This is a genomic window from Polaribacter sp. (assembly GCF_036480315.1).
In the GTDB taxonomy this organism is placed as follows: Bacteria; Bacteroidota; Bacteroidia; order Flavobacteriales; family Flavobacteriaceae; genus Polaribacter.
The window spans coordinates 55,599-81,838 of the sequence record NZ_JAZGGG010000009.1; the positions used below are offsets into that span (position 1 = coordinate 55,599).

Annotated in this window: 22 protein-coding genes and 1 pseudogene; 10 read left to right on the plus strand and 13 right to left on the minus strand. The window is 29.4% G+C overall.

The genetic code is table 11. The features are described from left to right. Positions 1-11: 11 nt before the first annotated feature. Positions 12-1,013: a tRNA dihydrouridine synthase DusB gene (gene dusB / locus V3V28_RS01735; protein ID WP_331363294.1), complete on the plus strand. Its 1,002-nt coding sequence runs from the start codon at positions 12-14 to the stop codon at positions 1,011-1,013. Between the two features lie 44 nt (positions 1,014-1,057). On the opposite strand, the gene V3V28_RS01740 is transcribed toward dusB, so the two are convergent. The 7 genes from V3V28_RS01740 to V3V28_RS01770 all read right to left on the minus strand — a co-directional run bounded on the left by V3V28_RS01740 (position 1,058) and on the right by V3V28_RS01770 (position 10,652). Next, positions 1,058-2,260 (minus strand): ABC transporter permease, encoded by a 1,203-nt coding sequence (locus tag V3V28_RS01740; RefSeq protein WP_331363295.1) that lies wholly within the window; start codon positions 2,258-2,260, stop codon positions 1,058-1,060. Between the two features lie 14 nt (positions 2,261-2,274). Then, positions 2,275-2,670 carry a 30S ribosome-binding factor RbfA gene (gene rbfA / locus V3V28_RS01745; protein WP_331363296.1) on the minus strand — a complete coding sequence of 132 codons (396 nt, stop codon included), beginning with the start codon at positions 2,668-2,670 and terminating at the stop codon, positions 2,275-2,277. Positions 2,671-2,785: 115 nt separating this feature from the next. After that, complete coding sequence (locus V3V28_RS01750) at positions 2,786-3,079, minus strand: FoF1 ATP synthase subunit delta/epsilon (protein WP_331363297.1); 294 nt, start codon at positions 3,077-3,079, stop codon at positions 2,786-2,788. 11 nt (positions 3,080-3,090) lie between these two features. After that, the gene (gene atpD, locus V3V28_RS01755; RefSeq protein WP_331363298.1) at positions 3,091-4,602 is read right to left on the minus strand and encodes a F0F1 ATP synthase subunit beta; all 1,512 of its coding nucleotides are present in this window, start codon (positions 4,600-4,602) and stop codon (positions 3,091-3,093) included. Between the two features lie 181 nt (positions 4,603-4,783). Beyond that, positions 4,784-6,145 carry an OmpA family protein gene (locus V3V28_RS01760; RefSeq protein WP_331363299.1) on the minus strand — a complete coding sequence of 454 codons (1,362 nt, stop codon included), beginning with the start codon at positions 6,143-6,145 and terminating at the stop codon, positions 4,784-4,786. Positions 6,146-6,260: 115 nt separating this feature from the next. Further along, positions 6,261-7,454, minus strand: coding sequence for a glycine C-acetyltransferase (gene kbl, locus V3V28_RS01765; RefSeq protein WP_331363300.1), 1,194 nt, complete (start codon positions 7,452-7,454; stop codon positions 6,261-6,263). Positions 7,455-7,502: 48 nt separating this feature from the next. Next, positions 7,503-10,652, minus strand: a complete 3,150-nt coding sequence (locus V3V28_RS01770; protein ID WP_331363301.1) for a UvrD-helicase domain-containing protein — start codon at positions 10,650-10,652, stop codon at positions 7,503-7,505. A gap of 87 nt (positions 10,653-10,739) precedes the next feature. Between V3V28_RS01770 and V3V28_RS01775 the strand changes: the two genes are divergently transcribed. Continuing rightward, positions 10,740-11,522, plus strand: coding sequence for a hypothetical protein (locus tag V3V28_RS01775; protein ID WP_331363302.1), 783 nt, complete (start codon positions 10,740-10,742; stop codon positions 11,520-11,522). Between the two features lie 4 nt (positions 11,523-11,526). Here the strand turns inward: V3V28_RS01775 and V3V28_RS01780 are convergent, their stop codons facing one another. Then, the gene (locus tag V3V28_RS01780) at positions 11,527-12,363 is read right to left on the minus strand and encodes a ZIP family metal transporter (protein ID WP_331363303.1); all 837 of its coding nucleotides are present in this window, start codon (positions 12,361-12,363) and stop codon (positions 11,527-11,529) included. Continuing rightward, a complete protein-coding gene (locus V3V28_RS01785) occupies positions 12,360-13,016 on the minus strand; it encodes a metal-dependent transcriptional regulator (protein WP_331363304.1) in 657 nt (218 codons plus the stop codon). The genes V3V28_RS01780 and V3V28_RS01785 overlap by 4 nt, the downstream gene beginning before the upstream one ends. 106 nt (positions 13,017-13,122) lie before the next feature. Between V3V28_RS01785 and V3V28_RS01790 the strand changes: the two genes are divergently transcribed. Next, positions 13,123-15,366, plus strand: a complete 2,244-nt coding sequence (locus V3V28_RS01790; protein WP_331363305.1) for a TonB-dependent receptor — start codon at positions 13,123-13,125, stop codon at positions 15,364-15,366. A 3-nt stretch (positions 15,367-15,369) separates the two neighbouring features. Further along, a complete protein-coding gene (locus tag V3V28_RS01795; RefSeq protein ID WP_331363306.1) occupies positions 15,370-15,843 on the plus strand; it encodes a thioredoxin family protein in 474 nt (157 codons plus the stop codon). A gap of 1 nt (position 15,844) precedes the next feature. On the opposite strand, the gene V3V28_RS01800 is transcribed toward V3V28_RS01795, so the two are convergent. Together V3V28_RS01800 and V3V28_RS01805 are read right to left on the minus strand one after the other, a co-directional pair. Next, positions 15,845-16,390 (minus strand): hypothetical protein, encoded by a 546-nt coding sequence (locus V3V28_RS01800; protein ID WP_331363307.1) that lies wholly within the window; start codon positions 16,388-16,390, stop codon positions 15,845-15,847. A gap of 406 nt (positions 16,391-16,796) precedes the next feature. Further along, positions 16,797-16,970, minus strand: coding sequence for a hypothetical protein (locus V3V28_RS01805; protein WP_331363308.1), 174 nt, complete (start codon positions 16,968-16,970; stop codon positions 16,797-16,799). A 135-nt stretch (positions 16,971-17,105) separates the two neighbouring features. Here V3V28_RS01805 and mfd point away from each other — a divergent pair, with 135 nt between their 5' ends. The 5 genes and pseudogenes from mfd to V3V28_RS14645 form a co-directional block, all read left to right on the plus strand. After that, positions 17,106-20,435: a transcription-repair coupling factor gene (mfd, locus tag V3V28_RS01810; protein WP_331363309.1), complete on the plus strand. Its 3,330-nt coding sequence runs from the start codon at positions 17,106-17,108 to the stop codon at positions 20,433-20,435. Between the two features lies 1 nt (position 20,436). Continuing rightward, positions 20,437-20,979, plus strand: a complete 543-nt coding sequence (locus V3V28_RS01815) for a metal-dependent hydrolase (RefSeq protein WP_331363310.1) — start codon at positions 20,437-20,439, stop codon at positions 20,977-20,979. After that, positions 20,979-21,836 carry a DMT family transporter gene (locus V3V28_RS01820; RefSeq protein ID WP_331363311.1) on the plus strand — a complete coding sequence of 286 codons (858 nt, stop codon included), beginning with the start codon at positions 20,979-20,981 and terminating at the stop codon, positions 21,834-21,836. The genes V3V28_RS01815 and V3V28_RS01820 overlap by 1 nt, the downstream gene beginning before the upstream one ends. A 63-nt stretch (positions 21,837-21,899) precedes the next feature. After that, positions 21,900-22,646, plus strand: a complete 747-nt coding sequence (locus V3V28_RS01825) for a hypothetical protein (protein ID WP_331363312.1) — start codon at positions 21,900-21,902, stop codon at positions 22,644-22,646. 39 nt (positions 22,647-22,685) lie between these two features. Next, positions 22,686-22,865, plus strand: a pseudogene (locus V3V28_RS14645) (energy transducer TonB); the annotation flags it as partial. Positions 22,866-22,966: 101 nt separating this feature from the next. Here the strand turns inward: V3V28_RS14645 and V3V28_RS01830 are convergent. Both V3V28_RS01830 and dprA read right to left on the minus strand, forming a co-directional pair. After that, entirely contained in the window at positions 22,967-24,034 is a 1,068-nt protein-coding gene (locus tag V3V28_RS01830) for a hypothetical protein (RefSeq protein ID WP_331363313.1), read from the minus strand. Between the two features lie 51 nt (positions 24,035-24,085). Beyond that, positions 24,086-25,186 (minus strand): DNA-processing protein DprA, encoded by a 1,101-nt coding sequence (dprA, locus tag V3V28_RS01835; RefSeq protein WP_331363314.1) that lies wholly within the window; start codon positions 25,184-25,186, stop codon positions 24,086-24,088. Between the two features lie 95 nt (positions 25,187-25,281). On the opposite strand from dprA, the gene V3V28_RS01840 reads away from it, so the two are divergent. Further along, on the plus strand, positions 25,282-26,193 hold the full coding sequence (locus V3V28_RS01840) for an SPOR domain-containing protein (RefSeq protein WP_331363315.1): 912 nt from the start codon (positions 25,282-25,284) through the stop codon (positions 26,191-26,193). Positions 26,194-26,240: the final 47 nt, after the last annotated feature.

The window sequence follows — 26,240 nt, forward strand, 5'->3', positions numbered from 1 at the left end:
AAATTTGCAACATGATTAAAATTGGCAACATAGAACTTCCAGATTTTCCACTTTTATTAGCACCAATGGAAGATGTTTCAGACCCACCATTTAGAGCTTTATGCAAAGAAAACGGGGCAGATGTTGTGTATACAGAATTTATTTCTTCGGAAGGATTAATTCGTGATGCTGCAAAAAGCATGATGAAATTAGATATTTACGAGAAAGAACGTCCTGTTGGAATTCAAATTTTTGGAGCCAATTTAGAATCGATGTTAAAAACGGTGGAGATTGTAGAAAAATCGAATCCAGATATTATTGACATCAATTTTGGATGTCCTGTTAAAAAAGTAGTTTCTAAAGGTGCTGGAGCAGGAATTTTAAAAGATATAGATTTAATGGTTTCACTTACTGAAGCTATGGTAAAACACACCAATTTGCCTGTTACTGTAAAAACTCGATTAGGTTGGGATCATGATTCTATTAGAATCGTTGAAGTTGCCGAACGCTTGCAAGATGTTGGTTGTGCTGCAATTTCAATTCACGGTAGAACACGTGCACAAATGTATAAAGGTGATGCTGACTGGAAACCTATTGCTGAAGTAAAAAATAACCAAAGAATGCACATTCCTGTTTTTGGAAACGGTGATATTACAACTCCAGAAAAAGCAATGGAAATGCGAGATTCTTATGGCTTAGATGGTGCTATGATTGGTAGAGCAGCTATTGGCTATCCTTGGTTTTTTAATGAAGTTAAACATTTTTTTAATACCGGAAAGCATTTGGCTAAACCCACTATTGCAGAAAGAACACAAGTTGCTAGAACTCATTTACAAATGGCAATTGATTGGAAAGGTAATCATCTAGGTGTTATGGAAACTCGAAGACATTACACCAATTATTTTAAGGGGATTCCACATTTTAAAGAATACAGAATGAAAATGGTAACTTCTGATGATGCAAAAGATGTTTTTGATACTTTTAATGAGGTTGAAGCAAAGTTTGGGAATGTTATTATTCCACAGAATTATTAAAAACTCTACTTATCTGCAAGGTTTTAAAATCTTGTAGAATAAATTTACTTTTCTATAAAATCTTCAGAAATTCTACTACTTGCAATTTTAGCAGCTATAAAACCTAACACTGTAATTGTACAAATAACAATAAAAAGATTTGTAAATCTAAATTCTACTGGATATGCTAAGTTTGGTACAATCATAAATAACTCAAATTTCTTTTGAAGAAATACCAAAACTACTCCTAGAAATAAGCCAATAGACATTCCAAATAAAGTGAGCAAGAAACCTTGAAAAACAAATATTTTCTTAATTTCTTTTATAGTTGCTCCTAAATTAAAAAGTGTTTTTAGGTTTTGTTTTTTATCAATAATCATCATAATTATTGCACCAATTACATTGAATAATGCAATAATTACAATTAGTGTAAATATTAAATATGAAACAAAATTTTCAGTATTTATAACCTTATAAAAAACCTCGTTAAGTTGTTCTTTTGTTTGTACTTTAAAATTTGCTCCTAGTTTTTCTTGAATTTCTTCTGAAATAAGATCAACATCTACATTCTCAATTAGTTTTAATTCAATACCCGTAATTTGATTTTCTTTAAAACGAAGTAATTCTTTTGCTTGCTCAATTGCTACAAAAACAAATTTACTTTCAAACTCTTCAGTTCCGGAATACAAACCAACTATTTGAACATTTGTTTTATAAAAGGCATTATTAGGGTTGATAAAACCTGTACCTGGTTTAGGAACCATAATGGAAAGCGGTTCTCCAAAATTAAGAACACCTAATGATAATTTATTAGAAATTTGACGACCAATAACAGCCGTGTTTTTAAATTCTTTGTTTAACCAATTACCAACAATTATTGCTGAATTTATAGGTGTAACTATGGCATAATTAGAATCAACTCCTTTAATATATGCAATTTCGTTTTTATCATTATATTCTAAAAAAACACGTTCTTCAATAATTTTAGAAGTAGCTGCTATTGATTGATTCTTTTTTAAAATGTCTTGAATATCATCTGTAAATAAAAAAGATTTTCCTATAATGGATGTGATTTTAATATCTGGGTCTGATGCGTCCAGTAAGCTATAGCTAAAGGTACGTAAACCAGAAAAGCCAGATAATATAATAAATAAAGCTAAAGAACCTACAATAACTCCAAAAGAAGCAATAATGGTAATAATGTTAATTGCATTATTACTAGTTCTAGTAAATAAATATCTTTTAGCTATGTGGAGTGGAAAGTTCAAACGAAAACAAGAGTTTATTGTTTTTTACGTCTTGATAATACATCGGGGTTTTTAATAGGATCTACGTCTTTCCCATTTAAAGATTTGTCAATTTCTTCAATATAATCTAATGTATCATCACCAAAAAACAATAATTCTGGCATTCTACGTAATTGATGCTTGGTACGTTTTGCCATTTCATGTCTAATTAATGGCGTATTAGATTGCACCCCTTTTATTAATTCATCTCTATTTGCTGATGGAAAAATGCTTAAATATACTTTTGCAACTCCTAAATCTGAAGTTACATGAACTTTAGAAACAGAAATTATAATTCCTTTCATTCCATCTTGTGCTGCTTTTTGCAACACATCTACCAAATCTTTTTGTAAAACTCCTGCAATTTTACGTTGTCTGTTTGTTTCTTCCATAGTACAAATTTACAATATTTTTAAAGGAATGAATTTTTATATTTTTTTTTAAAATAAAAAAATCTCAAAGTATAAAAAACACTTTGAGATTTTATATAAAATATTATTTTAACTTTTAGTCCGCTAAAATAATTGCTTTATTATCATTTAATTCTAAAGTTCCAGAATTAATAGCTAAAGTTAAAATTTTATCATCATCTATATGAGCTTCAAAATGACCACTTAAATCGTTTAATTCTAAATGCTCTTGTGTGTGAACATGAATCTTTATAGTTCCTTCTTTTAAGATTGAAACTATTGGTGCGTGATTATTTAGCATTTGAAATTCTCCATTTACTCCAGGAACTGATATAGCATCAACTTCTGACGAAAATAAAATAGCTTCTGGTGTTACAATTTCTAAAAACATATTTTCTAGTTTTAAGCTTCTGCTAACATTTTCTCTCCAGAATCAATTGCATCTTGAATTGATCCTCTTAAGTTAAATGCTGCTTCAGGATATTTATCTAACTCACCATCCATAATCATGTTGAATCCTTTAATAGTATCTTTAATGTCTACTAAGACACCTGGAATACCTGTAAATTGTTCAGCTACGTGGAAAGGTTGAGATAAAAAACGTTGTACACGTCTTGCTCTGTGAACTACTAACTTATCTTCTTCAGATAATTCTTCCATACCTAAAATTGCGATAATATCTTGTAATTCTTTATAACGTTGTAATAATTCTTTTACTGCAGTTGCTGTATTATAATGCTCATCACCTAAAACTTCAGCTGATAAAATTCTTGAAGTAGAATCTAAAGGATCTACTGCAGGATAAATACCTAACTCTGCAATCTTACGAGATAATACTGTTGTTGCATCTAAATGCGCAAATGTTGTTGCTGGTGCTGGATCTGTTAAATCATCTGCAGGTACATAAACTGCTTGTACAGATGTAATAGAACCTTTTTTAGTTGATGTAATACGTTCTTGCATTGCACCCATTTCAGTTGCCAATGTTGGTTGGTAACCTACTGCAGATGGCATACGTCCTAAAAGTGCTGACACCTCTGAACCTGCTTGTGTAAAACGGAAGATATTATCTACGAAGAAAAGTACATCTTTTCCTTGTGCTTCTCCTGCTCCATCTCTAAAATATTCTGCTATTGTTAAACCAGATAATGCAACACGTGCACGTGCTCCAGGTGGCTCATTCATTTGTCCGAATACGAAAGTTGCTTTAGAATCTTTCATTCCTGCTTTATCAACTTTAGATAAATCCCATCCTCCTTCTTCCATAGAATGCATAAAGTCATCACCATACTTGATAATTCCTGACTCTAACATTTCACGAAGTAAATCATTTCCTTCACGAGTTCTTTCTCCAACACCTGCGAAAACAGATAAACCACCATGTCCTTTTGCAATATTGTTAATTAACTCTTGAATTAGTACTGTTTTACCTACTCCAGCTCCTCCAAATAATCCAATTTTACCACCTTTTGCATAAGGCTCAATTAAATCGATTACTTTAATTCCTGTAAATAAAACTTCTGTAGAAACAGATAAGTCTTCAAATTTAGGCGCATTTCTATGAATTGATAATCCGTCTTTACCTTCTTTTGGTAAATTACCTAGACCGTCAATTGCATCTCCTGTTACATTGAACAAACGACCATAAATGTCGTTTCCAATTGGCATTTGAATTGGATTTCCTGTAGCGATTACTTCAGTACCTCTACTTAATCCATCAGTAGCATCCATAGATATGGTTCTAACTGTATCTTCTCCAATATGTTGTTGTACTTCTAAAACTAAAATTGAACCGTCAGTTTTTTTAATTTCTAATGAATCATAAATTTTTGGAAGCTCACCATTTTCTGTGTTAAATTCAACATCGATTACCGGTCCGATAATTTGAGAAACTTTACCTGTTGTTGTAGACATTTGTATCTAATTAAAGTTATTTATTTTATTATGTGAGTTTTACCTCTTCATTTCAGGGTGCAAAGGTAATTTTTTTGACTGAATTTAAAAAATTTTTTTAAAGTAATTCCTAATCAAATTAAATAAAAAAAAAGCCTCATCATTTATGATGAGGCTTTTAGTAAATTATTGTGAGAAATTATTAGTTAGTAACTTTAATTTCTACTCTTCTATTGTTGGCTCTACCAGCTCTAGTTTTATTAGAGTCTACAGGGTGATTTTTACCAAAACCTTTTGCAGATATTCTAGAAGCATCTACGCCTTTAGAAACTATATAGTTCATAACAGAATTAGCTCTTTTACCAGATAACTTTAAGTTAGTTGAAGCTTTTCCAGTACTATCTGTATGACCTTCAATTGAAAATGTAGCTCTATTATTTTTATTCATAATAGAAACAATTGCATCTAGTTGTTTTGTAACACCAGGCTTGAATGATGATCTACCAGTATTAAATAAAATAGATTTAGCTGTAAAGTTAATTACTTCAATATCTTTCTTGTCAATAACAGGTTCTGGGCATCCATTGTTAGATGCAGGACCTGCAACAGAAGCACATTTATCATCTTTATCTAAAACTCCGTCACCATCAGTATCTGGCCAAGGGCAACCTGCATTAACAGCTGGTCCAGCTACATTAGCACATTTATCATCTTTATCAACAACACCGTCACCGTCAGTATCAGGACAACCTTTATTAGCTTTAGTTCCTTTAGAATTAGGACACATATCGTCTTTATCAGCAACTCCGTCACCATCAGAATCAGGGCAACCGTTCATAACTGCTAAACCAGCAACGTTAGGACAAGCATCCTCAGAATCTTTGATTCCATCAGCATCAGCATCTGGACAACCATTAAATTCTACTAAACCTGCAACATCTGGACAAGCGTCATCTTTATCATATACACCATCACCGTCAGTGTCTTTTCCTCCAAATTTAATTACTAAACCTAAAGAAGTTTGGTAATGAGTATCTACTTTACTAGAAAAACCTTTTTTAGTTCCTGTTTGAAAGTTTAAACCTAAATTGTTATTAAACCAAGCATTGAATCCAACACCTGCATTTAATACACCTTCACCATTTGAATCAACTGAAGTATAACCTCCACCTAAATACACATAAGGATCAAACCACCCAGTATCAATTCCTGGAGCTATGTTGTTTAAATCGTATTTCACTATTGCATCAACTGCCCAGTATAAGAAATCAACATCATTTTCAACCTTTAAAAAATCAATCTTGTTTAAAGAACCTGCTAATTGTAAAGTAAAACCTTTATCAAGGTATTTTTCACCTGAAATTCTAGAAATAGAAGGAAGAATATTCCAATCGCTATTCCCTAGTAAATCTTTAACATGGTCTGTAAAGTTATCTCCATTATAGAAATCTACAACATTTACACCAAATCCTACAGCCCACGGGTTGTTTTCATCTTGTGCGTTTACGTTACTAACTGTTACCAACGTAAACAAAGCTATCACAGCTAATTTTAATCGTTTCATTATCAAATTTTTAAATTAAAAGTTCGTTATTATAATACGCAAAAGTAAACCCTTAAAACGTATCTACAAAGACAAATCTACAAAATATTCGTAAATCTGCAAGTTTTTATTAATTCTAAATAACTTTTAAAGCATTACCAACTTCAATAAATGATGAAATTGCTTTATCTAAATGTTCTTTTGTATGTGCGGCCGATAACTGTACTCGTATCCTTGCTTTCTCTTTTGGTACAACTGGAAAAAAGAAACCAATTACATAAATTCCTTTTTCTAACAATTTATTTGCCATAGTTTGAGAAAGTTTTGCATCGTACAACATTACTGGTACTATCGCAGCATCTGCACCAACCAAATCAAAACCTGCTTTTTCCATTTCTGTTCTAAAGTAATTCGTGTTCCATTCTAATTTATCACGTAATGAAGTATCTTTAGATATTAAATCGAAAACCTTTAAAGAAGCACCAACAATCGCTGGCGCTAACGAATTTGAAAATAAATACGGACGAGAACGTTGACGTAAGATTTCTATAATCTCTTTTTTTCCTGTTGTATAACCACCCATTGCACCACCAAGGGCTTTCCCTAAAGTTCCGGTAACTATATCAACACGTTCCATTACATTTTTTAACTCTACTGTTCCTCTTCCTGTTTTACCTATAAACCCAGTTGCATGACATTCGTCAACCATAACTAAAGCATCATACTTATCTGCTAAATCACAAATTTCATCTAACTTCGCTACAATTCCATCCATAGAAAAAACACCATCAGTAACAATAATTTTAAATCGGTGGTTTTGTTTATTGGTCTCAATAAGTTGCTCTTCTAAAGAACCCATGTCATTATTATTATAACGATAACGCGCTGCTTTACACAAACGAACTCCATCTATAATAGAAGCATGATTTAAACTGTCAGAAATAATTGCATCTTCCTTTGTAAGTAAAGGTTCGAAAACACCTCCATTTGCATCAAAAGCTGCGGCATATAATATAGTATCTTCTGTTGTATAGAAATCTGCAATCTTTTTTTCTAGTTGTTTATGAATATCTTGTGTTCCGCAAATAAACCGCACAGAAGACATTCCAAAACCATGAGAATCCATTGTGTCTTTTGCCGCCTGAATAACTTCTGGATTATTAGACAACCCTAAATAATTATTCGCACAAAAGTTAATTACTTCTTCTCCTGTTGAAATTTTAATTACTGCATCTTGAGATGATGTGATAATTCTTTCCGACTTATACAACCCTGCATCTTTAATCTGCTGAATTTCTTTTATTAAAGTATCCTTAATTTTACCGTACATTTTTTATCAATTTAAGAAATGCAAAGTTACAAAGTTTAATTTTTCTGATTATACTTCAACAACATCTATTTTCTCATTTATATAAATTAATAATTTTTTAATTACTTTATAGTTCATTGATTTTAAAACTCGTTCATATTTTAACAATTGTTGATGATGCTCATTTGAAGGACTCCCAGTCTTATAATCTATAATAGTAACTTCATTTTTTTGATTAAAAACCAACCTATCTGGAATTATAATTTGATTATCTACATCTACAATTTCTCTTTCATTAAAAACCGTAACATCATCTAAAAAATAAGTTGTTAATTCTGGATGATTTACAACATTATAAATATTTTCTTTAATTGATTCTTTTTGTTCGTCATCTAAAATTCCTTGTTGATAATATTGCAAAACAACTTTATCAACATCATTTTTTGAGATGATTTTGGCAAAGACCTCATGCAACAAGTTTCCAAAATCAATCGCTTTACCTTGTTCTGTATTCCATAATTTTGATGAACTTGCTAATAATTGAATATTATGCTCTTGCCAAGGAGTTGATATAAACTTCTTATGATTCTCTGCTAAAGAAATCTCGTTTTCCTTTTTACTAATTCTATTTTGAGTACCAAATGAATATTCTAAAAGACCATCTTCCCAAAGATTCATTTCTTTTAAATAATTGATAAAAACTCCTGAATAAAAATTAACATTTTCTACTCCTTTAGAAGACGTTTTATTTTCAGTTATAATATGTAATTGTTCTACAGATCTTGTTAAAACAACATATAATAAATTGAAATTATCCAATTCTAATTCCTCTCTTTGTTTATTATAAATCTCTAAACCTCTTTCACTAACAAGATTTAAACTCTTACTATAATCTACCAATAGTTCATTAAAACCCTCATAAGATGCTGGTAATTCATTTAACCAAGATTTTGGTTTAATTTGACGATAAATTTCTACATCGCAAGGAAAAATTACCACAGGAAATTCCAGTCCTTTCGATTTATGAATCGTCATAATCTGAACAGCATCCGCACTTTCTGGCGCAACAATACTTAATTTATCTTTTTTAAGTTCCCAAAACTCTAAAAATTCTCCGATACCTGTTCCTTTTCTTTGTTGCTCTAAAACAATATCTAGGAAAAACTGCACATAAGCATCAGAAGAATTTACCAAATGAAAACCTCTAATAATTTCTTCTATTTTTTCGTAAAACGGTAATTGGTAAAATGTTGAAACCTCAAACAAAACTCCATAGCTTTTTAAAGACTCTAAAATAGTTTCATTATCTGCTTTTGCAAAAGCATTAAAAAAGATATGTTTTGGGTTTTTAATTTCTAAATGTTGATGTAAAAAATACAGCATTTCAAAACGAGTTTCTTCATCACTTGGGTTTTGTAAAACCTTTAAAACATCAATAATAAAAGCAACTTTTGCGCTGTTTTGCAACAGCAATGTTTCCGAGGAAATAATATTAATATTCTTTTCAGACAAGTAATTTGCAACTGCAATTCCATCTTTTCTTGTTCTAGTTAAAATACAAATTTCACTTAAAGAAAAATATTCTTTAAGTTGATTAATTTTCTCTAAAACTTTTCTAGGATATTGTATTTTTTTTTCATCTTTATCAACCTCTTTTTTAAGAAAAGAAAGCGATACAAACCCGCCTTTTTTTGCATTTTCTAATTGCGTGTTTCCTTCAATAAAAAGCTTTTTATATGATTCATTTTGAAGAAAATTAGCCGTGTGCTGAAAAAAAGAATTATTAAAAATAATAATTTCTGAATAACTCCTAAAATTAGTTTCTAAATTTTTGATTTCTTTTGCTATATGAAAAGGGTTTTCTTTATCGGAACCTAATTCTATAAACTGTTCAGCTTTTCCACCACGCCATCTATAAATAGCTTGTTTTCCATCGCCAACTAATAACAAATTACCATTTTCTTGAGCTAAAGCATTGTCTATTAACGGAATTAAATTTCGCCATTGTAACATAGAAGTATCTTGCATTTCATCAATAAAATAATGCTGAAAACGCTGTCCAATTCTTTCGTAAATAAAGGGCGCTGGTTGGTCTTTTATATTGTCTGAAATAAGTTGATTGAACTCCGCATTTAATCGGATATTGTTATCTTCTTTTATTTGATCTAATTCAGAATTTATATTATTTAAAACCGCTAAAGGAATAATGCTTTTTAACGCAATTTTATTCAACAAATACAAGGAATAAGATTTATTATATAGGTCTTTAGACTGATAATAATAATTTCTTAATCCCTCTGACATTGCTTCAATAGTTTCTTCAACAGAAGGGATTGCTTTTCCTGCAAAAAGGTTTTTAGAGCCTTCAATCGTTTTATTTAACCTACCATCAAATTTTAAATCTTCACTTTTTAAAAATCTTAATCTGGTAAATTTTTGAAAATGTTTTACATACTCACCTGAATAAGCAAAATCTATTATTGAAACTCCATTGTTATCAATAAAACTTAAAACTTCATTACCTAATTCTTTAAATTCACTTTCAACTTGAAAATTTATCTTTTGAAGCTTGGTTTTTAATTCAAAAAAATCATCTAATTTTTTATCTGCGAGACCTCTAAAATGTTTTACATCATCTTCATTCAATAAGATTCTTGCAAATTCACTTAAATCTTTAGCAATATCCCAAGATTTATCATCATCTGTCTTGTCTAAAGAATAATCTATTAAAAGTTTTGTGAGGTTTTTATCAGTTCCAATTTTTGAAATTAATATATCTACAGCTTCATTTAATAAAGAAACTGCATCCATTTCTACTTCAAAGTTTAGTGATAATCCTAAATCGAAAGCAAAGTTTTTGATAATTTTATGCGTAAAACTATCAATAGTAGTAATTGAAAATGCAGAGTAATTTTGAAGAATGGCGTTTAAAATTTTCTTACTTCTTTCTTTAACTGTATTTTCATCAAGTGTAGTTTCTTCAATAATCTTCGGATAAATATCTGTTATATTCCCTTCTGAAAAAGCTTCTAAATTAGACAAAATACGTTCTTTCATTTCAGCTGCGGCTTTGTTGGTAAACGTGATTGCCAAGATTTTCTGAAACGTAAAAATATCTTCAGAATTCAATAAAACTTTTAAGTATTCTTTTACTAACGTGAAGGTTTTACCGCTTCCAGCGGAGGCGTTGTAAACTTGAAAGGTTGAAGACTGTTGCACAATATTATTTTTGATGCAAAATAAATAATTAATAATTGATAAATTGATTTTGGAATAATTATTGATTCTTTATCGAAAACTAATTTTATGAAAACCTCTTTCACAATTTTATTATTGTTTATCAGTCTTCAAATTTCTTCTACTAATAATTATATGTGTGCCTCTAATGGCCTAACTTTTCTACCTGAAAAAAAAGAAATTACATTAAACTCAATGTTTATAATTGAAGGTTATGCATACAGTCAAAAAATAATTAATAGTTTTAAAGATAGAAAAGTTTTTTTAGAAACTAAAAACGGAGATACTATTGAATTATGTTTACAACAAATTTTAAAAGGGCAAATGAGTTTAACGCAAGCAATCTTTAAACCAATTAAAGAATTGAAATCTAATACAACATATTATTTAAAATTTTTAAACCTAACTAAAAGTGAAAAAAGAGAAATGTATCAATGGAATTCTAAAACAAAGAAAAGAGAAAGAGTATTTTGGAAAACATCAATTACAAAAAATGAAAACTTTTTGAATTCAAATTTAAAAATAGTTTTCGAAAAAAATGAATCTATTCTTTATGGTTGTGGCCCTTCATCGAATGCAATTTTTAAAGTAAAAAACAAAAAAACATCAGAAATTTGGTTTAGAACAGAAGTTATAAATTTATCAACAAATAATAAAACAACTTATTTTATTCGAGAATGGAATGGCGACATAAATGTTGGACACGGAATGTGCTCTGGTGCATTTATTTTTGACAAAAAAGGAAAATATAAAGTTAGATTTACTCCAATGAATACTGATGGAAAAATGAACAAAATGACAAAATGGTATACTTTTGACAATCCAAATAATAAAAATGTCCTGGGTTTTTGATATTCTAACCTAAACCAACATCCAAAGACATCATTACAATAAAACCACCAATAAAACCAAGTGTTGCAATATCTGTGTATTTATCTCTTTGTGTTTCTGGTATTACCTCTTCTACAACTACAAAAATCATTGCTCCTGCTGCAAAAGCTAATGCATAAGGTAAAATTGGCGTGAAGAATGAAACTGCTAAAGCCCCTAAAACTGCCGCTATAGGCTCTACAACTGCAGATAATTGTCCGTACCAAAAACTTTTTAATCTACTAACACCTTGTCTTCTTAAAGGCATTGAAACTGCAAAACCTTCTGGAAAATTCTGAATTCCGATTCCGATTGCCAAAGAAATTGCGGCAATAATCATTTCTGTTTGCTCTACGCCAACTAAAGTTGATGCTGCACCAAATAAAACTCCAACAGCCAAACCTTCTGGAATATTATGCATCGTAATTGCTAAAACCAATAAAGTAGTTTTATGCCATTCTGTTTTTACACCTTCGGCTTCGCTTTCTTTAAAGTTAATATGTAAATGTGGTAAAATTTTATCTAGTCCAAAAAGAGATAAAGCTCCCAAGCCAAAACCAATTGCTGCTGGTAAAACTTTCACAAAACCTTCACCAGGACTGTTATCAATTGCTGGTGCCAGCAAACTCCAAAAACTTGCAGCAACCATAACCCCACCAGTAAAACCTAACATTCCGTCTAAAACTGCTCTGTTTGCTTTTTTGAAAAAGAACACCAAAGCTGCACCTGCAGCTGTTAAACCCCAAGTAAAAAGGGACGCATATAATGCTGCTTGAATTGGATGCGCTTTTCCAAATTCTACTAATTGATCGAATGTGCTCATGCTTTTCTAATATATAAGTTGTTTGCTATTTTATTTGATATTGATAATTTCTTGTCTTCAATTAATATTGATAAAGAATCATCGAAATCTTCTTTGTCTAAAATTGTTATTTTTTTACCTAAAGTGATGCCTTTTTTATCTAAAAACTGTAAAAATTCTGATGAAGAATCATCTACACCAACACAAATTCCACTTTCTTTTTTAGCTAAAGTTGATAGTAAACTTTTCTCAATCGGTTTTAGATTCCCATCTTTATCCGGAATTGGATCTCCATGAGGATCATGAGTAGGAAAACCTAATAAAGCATCTAACTGATTAATTAATTTAGGTGATTTTATATGTTCTAATTGTTCTGCAACATCATGCACTTCATCCCAAGAAAAATTCAACTTTTCAACTAAAAAGACTTCCCATAAACGATGTTTCCTTACAACGTTTGCAGCAGTTTTTTTCCCTAACTCTGTTAAATTTACTCCTTTATATTTTTTATAAATAACAACTTTCTTCTCAGACAGTTTTTTAATCATATCAGTTACAGAGGAAGCTTTTGTTGCTAATTTTTCTGCAATAGCATTTGTACTGATCCCTTTGTCAGTATCCAATTCTAAATGATAAATTGCTTTTAAATAGTTCTCTTCAGAAAGGGTAAACATTTGTACTTATTTAGACGACAAATATATACTTTTTATTTTTATTAAAATAAATTTTTAGTCAAGTCTAAAAATAATATTATATTTGCCAAAAATTATATTTAAAGAAATGAAAAATAATTTCAACCTCCTTTGCTTTTTATGCTTCGGAATATTTTCAACATTTGCACAAAACAATAGTATTTCTGGTAAAATTACATCAGAAAATGAAGCTTTACCTTATGTAAATGTTTATTTAAAAAAGACTAAAATTGGGGCTTCATCAAACGAAAATGGTATTTTTAAGCTGAAAAATATTCCTAATGGAACCTATACAATTGTTGCAAGTAATGTTGGTTTTAAATCTAAATCTGCAAGAATTACACTTTCTGGAAATCAGAAGTTGGTAAAAAACTTCAACTTAAATGAGAATAACTCTTTAGAAGAAATTGTAATTTCTGGAACCTTAAGACCTGTAACAAAATCAAATAGTCCAGTTCCTGTAGAAGTATATAGTAAAACGTTTTTTAAGAAAAACCCTACACCTTCTATTTTCGAATCGATGCAAAATGTAAATGGCGTTCGCCCGCAATTAAATTGCAACGTTTGTAATACTGGTGATATTCATATTAATGGTTTAGAAGGCCCGTATACATTTGTTTTAATTGATGGAATGCCAATTGTAAGTGGACTTTCGACAGTTTATGGTTTAACAGGAATTCCACAAGCATTAATAGAAAGAGTAGAAGTTGTAAAAGGACCTGCGTCTACTTTATATGGTTCTGAAGCTGTTGGAGGTATTATAAATATAATCACAAAAAAACCTTCAAATGCGCCACTTTTATCAACAGATATTTTAACAAGTTCTTGGGGAGAAGTAAATACAGATATTGGTTTGCGTTACAAATTATCTGAAAAAACACAAGGTTTATTAGGTATTAATTATTTTTATTATCAGAATAGAATTGACAATAATAAAGACGGTTTTACAGATTTAACACTTCAAAATAGAATTTCAATTTTTAATAAGGTAAATATTGAAAGAGAAAGCAACAAACTTTTTACAATTGCTGGAAGATATGTTTATGAAGATCGTTGGGGTGGAGAAATGGATTGGGAACGTGAATTTAGAGGAAGCAACATAAAGTACGGAGAAAGTATTTATACAAATAGATGGGAAACTTTTGGAACGTATGAATTGCCAACTTCAGAAAACATTAGTTTTCAATTTAGCGCAAATGGTCATTACCAAGATTCTTACTATGGAACAGACGCATATGATGCAGAACAATTAATTGGTTTTGGACAGCTTGTGTACAACAAACAAATTGCAAAAAAACATGATTTATTAGTTGGTTTAGCCTACCGATATACTTTTTATGATGACAATACTTTTGCAACTTTTGAAGATGATGGAATTACAAATAAACCTTCTGTTACACATTTACCAGGTATTTTTTTACAGGATGAAATTGCCTTAAACAAGCAGAACAAATTACTTTTAGGAGCAAGATTAGATTACAATAGTTTACACGGAAGTATTTTTTCTCCAAGAGTAAATTACAAATGGAATTCTTTAAATAACTCTAATATATTAAGAGTAAGTGTTGGTAATGGTTTTAGAGTTGCCAATGTTTTTACAGAAGATCATGCTGCCTTAACCGGCGCAAGAGAAGTTGAATTTAATGGTGAATTAGAACCAGAAACTTCTTGGAATGCAAATATTAATTATGTAAAAAAAATAAATGCAGAAAACTCTTTTATCACTATAGATGCAAGTGCTTTTTACACTTATTTTGATAACAGAATATTGCCAGATTACGAAACCGATTCTAATAAAATTATTTATGCTAACTTAAATGGTTTTTCCGTTTCCAAAGGAATTTCTTTAAACACAGATATTACTTTTACAAATGGTTTAGCAATGAATGCTGGTATTACATTTATGGATGTTTCTGTGACAGAAAATAATATAAAAAGAAGACAATTACTAACCGAAAGTTTTAGTGGAGTTTGGTCTATTTCCTATAAATTCAACAGCAATTTCTCTGTAGATTATACAGGAAATATATACGGACCAATGAGACTTCCTTTATTAGGTGTAAACGACACAAGAGCTGCTGATTCACCTTGGTTTAGCATTCAAAATATACAAGCAACAAAGAAATTTACCAATAGTTGGGAGATCTACGGAGGTGTAAAAAACTTATTAAACTTTACGCCTGCAGCAAATAGTATTAACAACGCAAGCAATCCTTTTGATATTGGTATTGATACAAATGCAAATCCAGAACAAGCTTTTGATCCAAGTTACGTTTATGCTTCTAACCAAGGTATTAGAATGTTCTTAGGTTTACGTTACACCATATTTTAATTGATGAAAAAATTATTTATTCTTATTATTTTCTTCGGAAGTTTAGTCTCGTTCTCACAAAATGAAAAAACTTCTTTAAAAGTATTTACTTTTTCTGAAGTGGAAGAATTACATCAGAAAAAACCAAAACCTGTTATTGTTTTTATCTATACAAATTGGTGTAAATATTGTCACGGAATGGAAAAAACTACATTTAAAAACAAGAAGGTAATTCAGCTTTTAAATGAAAATTTCTACTTTATAAAATTAAATGGTGAAGAAAAAAATGATATCACTTTTCTAGGAAAAATCTTTGTTTATAAACCTACAGGAACAAATACTGGTATTCACGAATTGGCAAATGAATTGGCTTCTAAAAAAGGAAGAATTAGTTATCCAACAACAGTATTTCTAAATTTAAAATTAGAAATAGATCTACAATTAAACGGATTTAATAAAGCCAAAGATATTATAAAGCTTCTATCTAAATTTCAATAAATTAATGATTATCATTCCAAAGTCTTGGAGACATAGATCTAGTCCCAAAACTATATACTAAACCAATAGAAGTATAAAAATGTGAAAATTGGCTTTGAAATTTTTCTTGAGAATACTTATACATTAATTGTAAATTCAATCCATATTTCTCTGAGAACCAAAACGTATTTCCAGCTCCAAAATTTAGAGTTGGAGTCAAAGCTTTTGCTTTTATAAAACTTCCACCTAGCATTAGATAAGGTACAACATTATTGTTAGAAGTCCCAAAATCATAACGAATTGCACCATCAAATGTGGTGTATTTTTGAGTATCACCAATGGCTGTTGAAATAGCCGCATCAAAAGTAATATTATAAAAGAGGTATTTAGAAAGATTCAATCTTGGTGTTTGATATACAAATCCACCACCAACTTTTTGAGCTTGAAAAGTTGTCATATATTTTGCTGAAGCTAGACTAGCTCCAAAAGTCCATTTGTTATCTTTATTTTGGGACAACAACGAATAGGACAAAAATAATAAAACAATTAATAAGGAGGATTTTTTCATAAAAAAGGGGAATTTTATTGATTATTAAAATAATTCGCTAAAATAACAATTTTATTTTAAAATCCATCATTAAAACATTATTATTCTTAATAACGCTAAAATTTGAAAAAAATTATCAATGCTTAACCTCCCACAATCTTTTTTCTAAAAACTTATAAGCTGCTTGTGTATAACACCTATTCTATTAGATAACCAATAGGTATTCCCAATTCCAAAATTTAATGTTGGAGTTCTTTTTTCTTTAATCTTCACTAAAGTTCCACCAATAAAAATGTTAGGTTGAAAAATATTTGAATTATTCCTAGGTCATTTATTGTATTAAAAGTCAACTATGTGTCTACAGAAAGATTGTTTTTAAAATTATATGTTAAGTTAAGTTTAGGAATTTGAAATAAATGTTTATCTCTTATAAAAGACGCATTTTATCACTAAACTTAATCAGAGAAGAACTTAAACCAAATTCAAAATTATTTTGAGATTGCACATCTATACTCATCAAAAAAAAAACACCAATAAAACCATTACATACTTCATTTCTTAAAAATTTATTATAATTAATTAAAACGTAGCGTTGTTTCATTTTGGATGATTTTTTTAAATGATTAATGTTCTTTCTAAAAGCTATATACTATTTGACCTTTAAAAATTGAAAAAGTTTTAAAAACATTTTATCACAAGAACCTCAAAGTTATATATTTGCATAAAATTTATTACTTTGAGTAAGCAGAACATTGTAAATCAATATCAAACTTCTGCGAACGTTTCGCAGATTATTACAGCGCTTCAACTAGAAAAAAACCATTTTCATATATCGAATTTGGTTGGTTCTTCGTTGTCTTTTGTTATTTCTGAAACTTTTAAAAAAGCAGACAAACCATATCTTTTAATTTTTAATGATAAAGAGGAAGCAGCTTATTATTTAAATGATTTAGAGCAGCTTTTAGGAGATAAAAATGTACTTTTTTATCCTGGTTCTTATAGAAGACCTTATCAGATTGATGAAACGGACAATGCAAATGTATTATTGCGCTCTGAAGTTTTAAATCGAATTAATTCTCGTAAAAAACCAGCTATAATAATAACATATCCAACAGCTTTATTTGAAAAAGTAGTTACAAAAAAAGAGCTAGAAAAAAATACTTTAAAAGTTACTGTTGGCGAAAATTTATCTTTAGATTTTGTAAACGAAGTTTTATTTGAATACAAATTTAAACGAGTAGATTTTGTTACTGAACCTGGAGATTTCTCTGTACGTGGAGGAATAATAGATGTTTTCTCTTTTTCGAATGATGAACCTTATAGAATAGAGTTTTTTGGTGATGAAATAGATAGTATTAGAACTTTTGATGTAGAAACACAGCTTTCTAAAGAGAAAGTGAAAAAAGTTTCTATAATGCCAAATGTAGAAAACAAAACCCTCAAAGAGAATAGAGAAAGTTTTCTAAAATACATTTCTTCTAAAACAGTAATTTTTGCAAAAAATATTGATTTACTTGTTGGTAATTTAGATACCATTTTTGAGAAATCTAAAGAAGCCTTCAAAGATTTATCCAAAGAAATAAACCATTCAAAACCTGAAGAATTATTTTGTGATGGAGACTTCATTAAAAACCAATTACAAGATTTTACCTTGGTTAATTTTGGAACTCAAAAACAAGAAGGCTCAAAAATTGAATTCAATACAATTGCACAACCTTCTTTTAATAAGCAATTCAATTTATTAATTGACAATTTAGAAGAATACCATAAAGCAAAATTTACAAATTATATATTTTGCGCAAATGAACAGCAAGCAAAACGTTTTCATGATATTTTTGATGACGCAGAACAAGAAGTTCATTACGAAACGGTTGTTTTTCCTTTATACAAAGGCTTTGTAGATGTAAATAATAGATTAGTTTGTTATACAGATCATGAAATTTTTGAGAGATATCATAAATTCAGATTAAAAAATGGGTACGCTAAAAAACAAGCAATAACGCTTCAAGAATTAACCAAATTAGAAATTGGAGATTATGTAACACATATGGATCATGGAATTGGAAAATTTGGTGGTTTACAAAAAATTGATGTCCAAGGAAATAAACAAGAAGCAATTAAACTTGTTTATGGAGAAAGAGATATTTTATATGTAAGTATTCATTCGCTTCACAAGATTTCTAAATTTAATGGAAAAGACGGTAAAGCACCTAAAATATACAAATTAGGTTCTGGTGCTTGGAAAAAAATCAAACAAAAAACAAAAGCTAGAGTTAAACATATTGCGTATAATTTAATTCAATTATACGCAAAAAGAAAACTGCAAAAAGGATTCGCATTTGGTCCAGACACACACATACAACATGAGTTAGAAGGAAGTTTTATGTATGAAGATACTCCAGATCAATTTACATCTACACAAGATGTAAAAAATGACATGGAAAAAGAACAACCAATGGACAGGTTGGTTTGTGGTGATGTTGGTTTCGGAAAAACAGAAGTTGCCGTAAGAGCTGCTTTTAAAGCGGTGGATAATGGTAAGCAAGTCGCAATTTTAGTTCCTACTACAATTCTTGCTTTTCAACATTACAAAACCTTTACAGAACGTTTAAAAGATTTTCCAGTTAGAATTGATTATTTAAATCGTTTTAGAACTGCAAAACAAAAAACAACTGCAATTGAAGGTGTAAATGATGGTTCTGTAGATATTATTATTGGAACTCATCAATTGACAAATCAGCGTTTAAAATTTAAAGATTTAGGTTTATTAATTATAGACGAAGAACAAAAATTTGGTGTTGCGGTAAAAGATAAATTGAAAACACTAAAAGAAAATGTAGACACATTAACGTTAACTGCAACGCCAATTCCTAGAACTTTACAATTTAGTTTAATGGCTGCAAGAGATTTATCTGTCATAAAAACACCACCACCAAACAGACATCCAATAGATAGTAATGTAATTCGTTTTTCTGAAGATACAATTCGTGATGCTATTTCTTATGAGATTTCTAGAGGCGGACAAATTTTCTTCATTCATAATAGAATTGAAAACATTAAAGAAGTTGCTGGTTTAATACAAAGGTTAGTTCCTTCTGCAAAAGTTGCAATTGGTCACGGACAAATGGAAGGCAAGAAATTAGAGGGATTAATGCTCGGTTTTATGGATAATGATTTTGATGTTTTAGTTTCTACAACAATTGTAGAAAGTGGTTTAGATGTACCAAATGCCAACACAATCTTTATTAATAATGCTAATAATTTCGGACTTTCTGATTTACACCAAATGCGTGGTAGAGTTGGTCGATCTAACAAAAAAGCGTTTTGTTATTTCATCACACCACCTTATCATATGATGACAGATGATGCTAGGAAACGTATAGAAGCATTGATTTTATTTTCCGATTTAGGAAGCGGAATTAATATTGCTATGAAAGATTTAGAAATTCGTGGTGCTGGAGATTTATTAGGTGGTGAACAAAGTGGGTTTATTAATGATATTGGGTTTGATACCTATCAAAAAATACTGCAAGAAGCTATTGACGAACTGAAAGAAAACGAATTTAAAGAACTATATCCTTCAGATAATACGAAGCCAAAAGAGTACGTAAAAGAAGTTACCATTGATACAGATTTCGAGATTTTATTTCCTGATGATTATATCAATTCGATTACAGAAAGATTGGCTTTATATAATAAATTAGGTGAATTAAAAGTCGAAGAAGAAATCGACGTTTTTGAAACTGAAATTATAGATCGTTTTGGCCAAATACCAACACAAGTTGAAGATTTACTTAATTCCGTGAGAATAAAATGGTTGGCAAAAGAACTCGGTTTAGAAAAAATTATTCTAAAGCAAAAAAGAATGATGGGTTATTTTGTTGCCAATCAACAAAGCGAATTTTACCATACAGAAGCGTTTTCTAGAATGCTAAAATATGTACAACAAAACCCTAAAAGTTGTGTAATGAAAGAGAAAGAATCTAAAAATGGTTTACGTTTATTAATTACTTTTATAAGAATTGATTCTGTAAAAACTGCTTTATCCATTTTGCAAAAAATATAAAATGGCATCACTATTTGGGCATGCTTTTGTTTCTATTGCTTTAGGAAAAACATTTTCTAAACAAAAACAGACCTGGAAATTATTTACACTTGCTATTATTTGTGCAATTATACCAGATGCAGATGTTATTGGATTTCAATTTAATGTTTCTTACGGAAGTTTTTGGGGGCACAGAGGTTTTTTACACTCTTTTCTATTTGCATTAATCTTTGGAGTTTTAATAACAATGCTATTTTATAGAAAACAATTCTTAACCAAAAAAGGAATTATTCTACTATTATTTTTCTTTTTGTGTACAGCTTCTCATACTATTTTAGATGCTATGACAACTGGTGGAAAAGGTTTTGCTTTCTTTTCTCCGTTTAATGATACTCGTTACTTTTTCCCTTGGCGACCAATTAAAGTTTCTCCGATAGGAATTGCGCAATTTTTTAACGAAAGAGGTTTAAAAGTAATTTCAAGCGAGCTTGTTTGGATTGGAATTCCTGGTACATTTTATATCTTAATTACTTTGCTAATAAAAAGAAGTAGAAAAAAAATATAATGCAAAATACACATACAAAGAATTTATCCGTTTTACTTTTAGCTACTTTATTTATAAGTACTTCTGGTGTTTTAGGTAGATATATACAATTGTCTCCAGAAGCAATTATTTTATGCCGTGCTTTTTTAGCTGCAATTTTTATCTTTATTTTCTGTAAATTTAAAAAGGTTGACTTAAAAATAAAGTCTAAAAAAGATACTATTTCTTTTTTAATTAGTGGGTTTTTAATGGGCGCACATTGGGTTACTTATTTTTATGCCCTAAAGCTATCTAACGTAGCTTTGGGTATGTTATCTTTATATACATTCCCTGTAATAACCGCTTTTCTAGAACCTTTTTTTACAAAACAAAGGATAAATAGGATTCATATATTTTTAGCAGTTTTAGTTTTGTTTGGCGTTTATATTTTAGTACCAGAATTTTCATTAGAAAATAATCAATTACAAGGTGTTTTGTTTGGTATTCTTTCTGCCTTCTTTTACGCTTTAAGAAATTTAATTGTAAAACAACATGTAAAAAAATATAATGGTAGCATGCTTATGTTCTATCAAATGGTAGTTGTAACAGTGTTTTTAATACCTGTTTTGTTTTTTGCCGATTTTACAAATGTGCAAAGTCAATTACCTTTATTAGTTTTGGTTGCTTTATTAACTACTGCAATTGGACATACAATGATGGTGAATTCTTTAAAACATTTTTCCGCCTCTACCGTTGGTATAATAAGTAGTGTACAGCCAATTTTTGGAATAATTATCGCTTATATTTTTGTGAACGAAATTCCGAATTTTAATACTTTTATTGGTGGAAGTTTAATTTTACTAACAGTTATTATTGAAAGCATTAGAAGTAAAAAATAGTTTTCTTTAACAAAATTTTAACTCTGGCATCTTCTTTGATTTTAGTTTGTAAAATCGAAGATTATGAACTCAAAATTTAAGATTACTATTCCAAAACCTTGTCATGAAAACTGGAACAAAATGTCACCTAAAGAAAAAGGTAGATTTTGTAGTTCTTGTGCAAAAACTGTAGTTGATTTCACTAAAAAAACTATAGAAGACATTCAAAATTATTTAGTTGAAAATAAAAATGAACAAGTTTGCGGGCATTTTTATAAAAAACAATTAGATGCTATTGTTATAGAAATCCCTCAAATAACTTTTCAGCAACAATTATCATTTCAAAAATTATTTATTTTGACTTTATTTTTTTTGATGGGAACTACACTTTTTAGTTGCCAATATAATGATGGAAAAAAACAGAAAATTGAAAATGTTATTTTACAGGATTCTATAAAAATTATTGAAGAAGAAGTAGGTTTAATCTTTTCCGTTGAAAAAGTTAATGACTCTTTAACAGTTAAGGAAGAAACTTTTATTTTAATGGGAAAAATAGAACCACCATCAAAAACAAAAAATGATAGTATTGTGCGTAAAACAAATGTTAAGAATAATGAACCTATTGACATTACAACAATTGGAGAGATAATTGAAGTAGTAGACGGAATGATTGATTTAGAATATATAGAAGAAGAAATCAGTTGTATAATAATAGACACGCATCCAAGATTTAAAGAAGCCAAAAATTTATCAAAAAAAGAAGCTAAAAAAGATTTTGATAAAAAAATAAATGAATTTATTCAAAAAAACTATGATTCTAAACTCAATTAGAATTTAGGTTTATCAAAAAGGAAAAAGAAAGTTTTTTTTCAAATTACTATTGATGAAAAAGGGAATTCTACTGAAATAAAAGTTAGAGCACCACATCCTAAAATAGAAAAAGAAGTAAGAAAAATGCTTAAAAAATTACCTCAATTTATTCCTGGTAAACATAAAGGTGAAATTGTAAAAACGAAATATAGTTTTCTAATTACTTTTCTGGTAGAATGACAGAATGTTAGCAAACTAGTTTAGCCCAGATTGAAACGGCATCCTTTTTTCTTTTTCAGAAAAAAGATATAGTGGAAAGCTGGAAATAGCTTCTATAAAAATTAAAACAATTCTTTATTAGAAATATCTAGGTAGTTACGTTTTACAAATGCGAGAATGGTTTCTAAAATTTCGCCCATATTTTGGCAATCTTTAAACTTTACATCACCCACATATTTTACTAATTGTGTCTTTAAAAGTTCTACATTTTCTGGGTAGGAAATAGTATCTGCTTTCATACATTTTATTAAACGAAGTGTTCTTTTTGGTGCAGTAATCATCCTTTTTGCCATAAAAGAACGTTCTTCTATTTTATACTGTCTAATAGAATCGTTTTGTAGTTTTTTACCCACCATTTCTGTCATCTTAAAGTTCTCTTTCATAAACTGTAAGTTGTAGACTTTTAAGTTTCCTTCAAAAGATTGTTGATCGAAATCTATGGCTCTAATTTTGTACACAATGTGATCAAAATCGTGAGTTGGTGTAATTACGTAATTGTAAGAACGCATATCGCCCAACAGACGCACCAAACAACGTTCTTTAAATTTTACAAATTCTTTTGCAATTTGAGATTTTTCTAATTCTGTACAATGTGGTAAGAAATCTCTAATAAAATCGTCACCAGGAATGCCAGCAATATGTTCTTCTATTAAAGTATCTCCATGTACTAAAAAATTCATATTATGTGGAGATAAAATGTGTTCTAACTCTAAACCATAAACTCTTGAAGCATCTGCTTTTTTTACATAGAAATAGGTAAAGTTATCATTTAAAATATTTCTAATTTTTATTCTGAAAGGTTTAGAATTACCAAAAGTACAATAGTCAATAGCATCTACATTTAAGAATGGAATGGTGTCATTATTACCATCTGAATGCAGCATTGTGTATACTTTCTTTAAGCTTCTGTCTATTTCTGATCTGTCTGAATCTGAATAATAAGTTCTTATCCAAAGGGTGTCTACATCATTTTTATCATAGACAGTAACTGAACCTTGAAAACGCAATAAATCATCATAAAAAATAGAAACTTTAATATTTCGCTTGTAATTTTTTAAATACGCCTCTAACATTTCATTTACTGGAAATGCTGGTTTTTTTTTGGACATCAATTTTTTCTCTACCGCCATCTTTTCGATTGATTTTTACCAAAAATAAGCATAAATAAAGATTTTTATGTCTTAAGTAAGCTCAAAGATTTTGCCAGGTAAAGGTTTTGTAACTCCTTTTAATTCCATCTGTAATAAAATTGATGATAATTGATAAATAGGAATGTTACATTCTAACGAGATTACATCTAATAGTTGTTGTCCTTTTTGGTGCAATAAATCGTAAATTTTCTGTTCTTTTTCATTCAGTTCTATAAATAATTGTTTTTGAATTGTTTTAGGTTTTTCTTTAATATCCCAATTCAACATTTTTACTACTTCTTCTGCTGAATTCAATAAAAAGGCTCGATTGTTTTTAATAAGATTATTGCACCCTTTACTATAAACATCTGTTGTTCTACCAGGAACTGCAAATACATCTCTATCGTAAGAATTTGCAATATCCGCAGTAACTAAAGAACCTCCTTTTGCAGCAGATTCTATAATAATGGTTGCTTTAGAAATACCTGCAACAATTCTATTTCTTTTTAAGAAGTTTTCTCTTAATGGTGTTTCTTCGTGCCAAAATTCTGTTAGAAAACCACCATTTTCATTTACTTGGTTTATATATTTTTTGTGAACCTTCGGATAAATTTCTTCCAAACCGTGTGCTAAAACTGCAACGGTTTGCAGCTTATTTTTAATTGCAGCTTTGTGTGCACAAATATCAACTCCGTATGCAAAACCGCTTACAATTATAGGATTGTATTGGACTAACTCTTCTATTAATTTATTACAAAAATCGCGCCCGTATGAACTCATGTTTCTTGTACCAACAATAGAAATGATTTTATCATTAGAAAAATCAATATTTCCGTCTTTAAAAAGCAAAATAGGACTGTCTATACAGTGTTGCAAATTGGTAGGATAATCATCTTCTAAAAAATAAGAATATTCAACTTCATTTTCTTGAATGTATTTTAACTCTTGCTCTGCATGTTTGATGTTTTCTGTATCAAAAAGATGTTTTATAGCATGATTTCCTATTCCGTTTATTTTTGATAAATGTGTTGCTTTTTCTTTGAATATTTGAGTGACATCTCCCACATTTACAATGAGTTTCTTCGCCAAAATATCTCCCACAGCTTTACTTTTCTGCAAACGCAGAATAGCTAATAATTTTTCTTCTTTCAAAAGGTAACAATTTGACAACCAAGATATAAAAATTTTGTTGATAATTTTTATAGAACTTTCTCATAACAAACACTAAAAATTATATATTTGTTTATATGAATTTAGCTAACTACATAAACGATTTATTATACAGATACGATTGCGTAATTGTACCTGATTTTGGAGGTTTTGTAACCAATAGAATTGGTGCAAAAATAAATAGTGATACTCACACTTTTTATGCACCTACAAAACAAATTACGTTTAATAGTTACCTAAAACATAATGATGGTTTATTAGCTAATTACATAGCTTCCGCAGAAAACATTTCTTTCGAAAAGGCTTCTACTGCTATTTCTTTGTCTGTTCTTAAATGGCAAAATGAATTGCAATCTAAATCTGTAGAAATACATAAATTAGGTTTTTTATCTTTAAACCAAGGAAAACAAATTGTTTTTGAACCAAATAAATCTGTTAATTATTTAACTGAATCTTTTGGTTTATCTTCTTTTGAATCTTCTTCTATAAAAAGATATAAAGAACAAGTAAAACCTTTAATTGTTGCTACTAAAAACGACAATAAAAAAGGAATTCCTTTATTTATAAAATATGCTGCAACTGCTGCCATTTTATTAACATTAGGTTTTGCTGGCTACAATGGTTATCAACAAGATAAGCAAAAAGAAGTTCTTGCAAATCAGCAAAAAGCAATCGATAAAAAAATACAAACGGCAACTTTTGTTATTTCTAATCATTTACCAACCATTAACTTAAATGTGGTTAAAGAAACACCTAAACCATTTCATGTGGTTGCTGGTGCATTTCAATTTCCAGAAAATGCAGCAAAGAAGGTAAAAGAGTTAAAAGCTAAAGGTTTTAATGCTGAAATAATTGGAGTTAATAAATGGGGCTTAACACAAGTTACTTTTAATAGTTATTCAGATAGAAATGATGCTATTAATAACCTTTATAAAATTCAAAATAGTATTTCTAAAGACGCTTGGTTATTAGTTAAAAAAGCAAACTAATTTTAAACATACTTTACACTTTTTAACATTACTTTTAAATAAGTGAT

Bases quoted from the DNA above. Each gene is read 5' to 3' on its own strand.
- dusB (WP_331363294.1), top strand. From the start codon at position 12: ATGATTAAAATTGGCAACATAGAACTTCCAGATTTTCCACTTTTATTA.
- rbfA (WP_331363296.1), bottom strand. From the start codon at position 2,670: ATGGAAGAAACAAACAGACAACGTAAAATTGCAGGAGTTTTACAAAAA.
- V3V28_RS01750 (WP_331363297.1), bottom strand. From the start codon at position 3,079: ATGTTTTTAGAAATTGTAACACCAGAAGCTATTTTATTTTCGTCAGAA.
- atpD (WP_331363298.1), bottom strand. From the start codon at position 4,602: ATGTCTACAACAACAGGTAAAGTTTCTCAAATTATCGGACCGGTAATC.
- V3V28_RS01760 (WP_331363299.1), bottom strand. From the start codon at position 6,145: ATGAAACGATTAAAATTAGCTGTGATAGCTTTGTTTACGTTGGTAACA.
- kbl (WP_331363300.1), bottom strand. From the start codon at position 7,454: ATGTACGGTAAAATTAAGGATACTTTAATAAAAGAAATTCAGCAGATT.
- V3V28_RS01775 (WP_331363302.1), top strand. From the start codon at position 10,740: ATGAAAACCTCTTTCACAATTTTATTATTGTTTATCAGTCTTCAAATT.
- V3V28_RS01780 (WP_331363303.1), bottom strand. From the start codon at position 12,363: ATGAGCACATTCGATCAATTAGTAGAATTTGGAAAAGCGCATCCAATT.
- V3V28_RS01785 (WP_331363304.1), bottom strand. From the start codon at position 13,016: ATGTTTACCCTTTCTGAAGAGAACTATTTAAAAGCAATTTATCATTTA.
- V3V28_RS01790 (WP_331363305.1), top strand. From the start codon at position 13,123: ATGAAAAATAATTTCAACCTCCTTTGCTTTTTATGCTTCGGAATATTT.
- V3V28_RS01795 (WP_331363306.1), top strand. From the start codon at position 15,370: ATGAAAAAATTATTTATTCTTATTATTTTCTTCGGAAGTTTAGTCTCG.
- V3V28_RS01800 (WP_331363307.1), bottom strand. From the start codon at position 16,390: ATGAAAAAATCCTCCTTATTAATTGTTTTATTATTTTTGTCCTATTCG.
- V3V28_RS01805 (WP_331363308.1), bottom strand. From the start codon at position 16,970: ATGAAACAACGCTACGTTTTAATTAATTATAATAAATTTTTAAGAAAT.
- V3V28_RS01815 (WP_331363310.1), top strand. From the start codon at position 20,437: ATGGCATCACTATTTGGGCATGCTTTTGTTTCTATTGCTTTAGGAAAA.
- V3V28_RS01820 (WP_331363311.1), top strand. From the start codon at position 20,979: ATGCAAAATACACATACAAAGAATTTATCCGTTTTACTTTTAGCTACT.
- V3V28_RS01825 (WP_331363312.1), top strand. From the start codon at position 21,900: ATGAACTCAAAATTTAAGATTACTATTCCAAAACCTTGTCATGAAAAC.
- V3V28_RS01830 (WP_331363313.1), bottom strand. From the start codon at position 24,034: ATGGCGGTAGAGAAAAAATTGATGTCCAAAAAAAAACCAGCATTTCCA.
- V3V28_RS01840 (WP_331363315.1), top strand. From the start codon at position 25,282: ATGAATTTAGCTAACTACATAAACGATTTATTATACAGATACGATTGC.